The sequence below is a fragment of the Nocardioides agariphilus genome, from assembly GCF_015352445.1.
In the GTDB taxonomy this organism is placed as follows: domain Bacteria; phylum Actinomycetota; class Actinomycetes; order Propionibacteriales; family Nocardioidaceae; genus Nocardioides; species Nocardioides agariphilus.
This window is the reverse complement of record NZ_JADKPO010000067.1, coordinates 1-3678: the sequence shown is the minus strand read 5'-3', so window position 1 is coordinate 3678 and position 3678 is coordinate 1. Positions and strand designations below refer to the sequence as shown.

Annotated in this window: 4 protein-coding genes; 1 reads left to right on the top strand and 3 read right to left on the bottom strand. The window is 67.0% G+C overall.

The genetic code is table 11. The features are described 5' to 3' along the window. Window positions 1–93 precede the first annotated feature (93 nt). Complete coding sequence (locus ISU10_RS22605) at window positions 94–459, bottom strand: MmcQ/YjbR family DNA-binding protein (RefSeq protein ID WP_370865799.1); 366 nt, start codon at window positions 457–459, stop codon at window positions 94–96. A 47-nt stretch (window positions 460–506) separates the two neighbouring features. Here ISU10_RS22605 and ISU10_RS22600 point away from each other — a divergent pair, with 47 nt between their 5' ends. Continuing rightward, window positions 507–1070 (top strand): DUF1707 SHOCT-like domain-containing protein, encoded by a 564-nt coding sequence (locus tag ISU10_RS22600; RefSeq protein ID WP_370865798.1) that lies wholly within the window; start codon window positions 507–509, stop codon window positions 1068–1070. A gap of 84 nt (window positions 1071–1154) precedes the next feature. On the opposite strand, the gene ISU10_RS22595 is transcribed toward ISU10_RS22600, so the two are convergent. Beyond that, window positions 1155–1391, bottom strand: coding sequence for a type II toxin-antitoxin system PemK/MazF family toxin (locus ISU10_RS22595; RefSeq protein WP_194698714.1), 237 nt, complete (start codon window positions 1389–1391; stop codon window positions 1155–1157). A gap of 31 nt (window positions 1392–1422) precedes the next feature. After that, entirely contained in the window at window positions 1423–3552 is a 2130-nt protein-coding gene (uvrB, locus tag ISU10_RS22590) for an excinuclease ABC subunit UvrB (protein ID WP_194698713.1), read from the bottom strand. Window positions 3553–3678: the final 126 nt, after the last annotated feature.

Here is a 3678-nt window from a genome sequence, read left to right as displayed (position 1 = left end):
GAGCAGGCAGCCCCTACTCGGTAACCCACGACCATTTGTGAGAGAGGCCCCGACCCGCAACCCCGTCACAGCGACCGGGTCACCTCATACCGTCTAGCCCTCCCATCCCTCGGGACGCAGCTTCCTCGGCAGCCCTTCGACCACGAGCCGGTAGGACTCGTCGACAGCGTCGAGCAGGTCCTCGTCCGGGATGGCTCCCCCGAAGGCCAGCGTGTTCCAGCCCGACCGCCCGATGTAGGCCATCACCGTCGCGTCTCCGGGGAAGCGATGCAGCCACTCGTCGGCCACCTCACGAGACCTCCCGCTCTTGACTCCGACGCCCTCACTTCCGAGGAAGGCGAAGATCTTGCCCCGCTCCTCCGGCCCGACCTTGATCACCGGGTAGTCGTGCTCCCACGGGTTGTCGGGCCAGGCTCCGGGCTTGGCGAGGCAGTAGACCTGCAGGTGCGCGACATCCACGACGCCCATTCTGCTTGGCGCCGTGTCGGCCCGCCTACCATGTCCCGGTGACCACCGGACCCGAGGTGTGGCGGGAGTTCGCCCACGACCCGCGGTCTCCCGAGTTCGCTGCGATGCGCGCCTCCGACACCGACCGCGACATCGTCTTGCGCACCCTCGGCGAGGCCTACGCCGAGGGCCGCATCGACCGCGACGAGTACGACGAGCGTGCCGACGCCGTCCATGTCGCCAAGACCCTCGGCGAGCTTCCCGGATATCTCGACGACCTGGTTCCGTCGACGGCGCTCACGCCCTATGCACGGGTCGGGCTCGACGCCCGCAGCGTCGAGGAGCAGGCCATCGCCAAGTGGCAGAAGTCTCGTCGCGACGCCGTCATGGGGTTCCTCATTCCCAGCATCGTGTGCTGGGTGATCTGGGCGATCACGATGTACGGCGGATTCCCGTGGCCGGTCTTCGCCACCATCGGCTCAGGCTTCCCGCTGGTCGCGATGACCATCCAGCGCAAGGACATGATCGAGTCGAACAAGAAGCGGATCGTCCGCAAGCAGGAGCGCGAGCTCCGGCGTCAGCAGCGTCAACGGCGCCGGCAGCTGCCTCCGGGAGCTGCCTGACCTACTCGTCCGTCCTTGCGCGCGGTCATGGCCTCACGCCACGAGGCGACGTGTGTTCGCGGCTCTCCCCAGCGGGTGGGTGGGTCAGCAGTCGACCGCGATGGCGAGAGCGGCACACAGCTGCCGCATGCGTTGTGCGCTGAGCGTGCCGATGCGTTCGACGAGGCGCCCGACGCTCAAGCTCTCCAAGGAGTCCAGGTTCACGGCGCACGCGCGTAGGGCCGCCTCGATCATCGAGGCGTCGGTGCAGCCGGGGCACAGGGCTCGCGCCGACGCAAGCGGGTCGGTGTCCACGGCGGTGCTCAAACGCGACTTGGGCATGCCACGTTCATGCCACGTTTGGGTGGGAGGATCAGCGCGCGCCCGCCTCCATCATCTGGCGCAGCTCCTTCTTCAGCTCACTGATCTCGTCGCGCAGGCGGGCCGCCAGCTCGAACTGCAGCTCGGCGGCCGCAGCCCGCATCTGCTCGCTGAGCTGCTGGATCAGCTCAGCGAGGTCGGAGCTGGGCAGGCCGGCTGTGTCGGGGGCGACCTTGCGGATCTCGGCGGCGTCCATGCGCGACAGGCCGGGGACCGGGGCCTTCTTGGACTTGTCGCCACGAGCGCCGGTGCCCTGCCAGGTGGCCAGCAGCTCCTTGGTCGTCTCGTCCTCGCGGGCGAGCATCTCGGTGATGTCGGCGATCTTCTTGCGCAGCGGCTGCGGGTCGATGCCGTGGGCGGTGTTGTAGGCGACCTGCTTGGCCCGGCGACGGTTGGTCTCGTCGATCGCCGACTCCATCGACGGCGTGATCTTGTCGGCGTACATGTGGACCTGGCCCGACACGTTGCGGGCCGCGCGGCCGATCGTCTGGATCAACGACTTGTCGGAGCGCAGGAAGCCCTCCTTGTCGGCGTCGAGGATCGAGACCAGCGAGACCTCGGGCAGGTCGAGGCCCTCGCGCAGCAGGTTGATGCCGACCAGCACGTCGTAGTCCCCGAGTCGCAGGTCGCGGAGCAGCTCGATGCGCTTGAGGGTGTCGACCTCGGAGTGGAGGTAACGGGTGCGCACGCCGGCGTCGAGGAGGTAGTCGGTGAGGTCCTCGGACATCTTCTTGGTCAAGGTGGTGACCAGGACGCGCTCGTTCTTCTCGGTGCGGGTGTTGATCTCGTGGATCAGGTCGTCGATCTGGCCCTTGGTCGGCTTGACCACGACCTCGGGGTCGATCAGGCCCGTCGGCCGGATGATCTGCTCGACGGTGTCACCCTGCACCTTGTCGAGCTCGTAGTTGCCCGGGGTGGCCGAGAGGTAGATGGTCTGGCCGATGCGGTCGAGGAACTCCTCCCACCGCAGCGGCCGGTTGTCCATCGCGCTCGGCAGCCGGAAGCCGTGGTCGACCAGGTTGCGCTTGCGTGACATGTCGCCTTCGTACATTCCGCCGATCTGGGGCACCGCCACGTGGGACTCGTCGATGACGAGGAGGAAGTCCTCGGGGAAGTAGTCGAGCAGGCAGTTGGGGGCGCTGCCGCGGGTGCGGCCGTCGATGTGCATCGAGTAGTTCTCGATGCCGGCGCACGAACCGACCTGACGCATCATCTCGATGTCGTAGGTCGTGCGCATCCGCAGGCGCTGGGCCTCCAGCAGCTTGCCCTGGCGCTCGAAGGAGGCGAGCTGCTCCTCGAGCTCCGCCTCGATCCCCGCGATCGCACGCTCCATGCGATCGCCACCGGCGACGTAGTGGGTCGCCGGGAAGATGTAGAGCTCCTTGTCCTCGGAGATCACCTCGCCGGTCACCGGGTGCAGCGTCATCATCCGCTCGATCTCGTCACCGAAGAACTCGATGCGGATGGCGGCCTCCTCGTAGACCGGGAAGACCTCGAGGGTGTCGCCACGCACACGGAAGGTGCCGCGCGTGAACGACATGTCGTTGCGCGTGTATTGGATCTCGACGAGCCGCCGCAAGATGGTGTCGCGGTCGTGCTCGTCACCCACGCGCAGCCTCAGCATCCGGTCGACGTATTCCTGAGGGGTGCCCAGGCCGTAGATGCACGACACGGTCGAGACCACGATGACGTCGCGACGGGTCAGCAGCGAGTTGGTGGCCGAGTGGCGCAGACGCTCGACCTCCTCGTTGATCGAGGAGTCCTTCTCGATGTAGGTGTCGGTCTGGGGAACGTAGGCCTCGGGCTGGTAGTAGTCGTAGTAGCTGACGAAGTACTCGATCGCGTTGTCCGGAAACAGCATCCGCAGCTCGTTGGCGAACTGGGCCGCGAGCGTCTTGTTGGGCTGCATCACCAGGATCGGGCGCTGCACCTGCTCGGCCACCCACGCCACCGTCGCGGTCTTGCCGGTGCCCGTGGCACCGAGCAGCACGACATCCTGCTCACCGCCGTTGATCCGCTTGACGATCTCGGCGATCGCGGTCGGCTGGTCGCCCGAGGGCGTGTAGTCGGACTGCACGTGGAACGGAGCCACGCGACGCTCGAGATCGGTCACCGGACGCATGTTCAGAAGCGTACGAGGGACCGCCGACATTTAGGTTGGCACGAGCCTCGTTGGCGGCCCGGGCCACCGACCGGGACGCGATGCGATCTCTGTGAAGTGAGTGGTCGCCAGCGGGGCTGTGTCTGG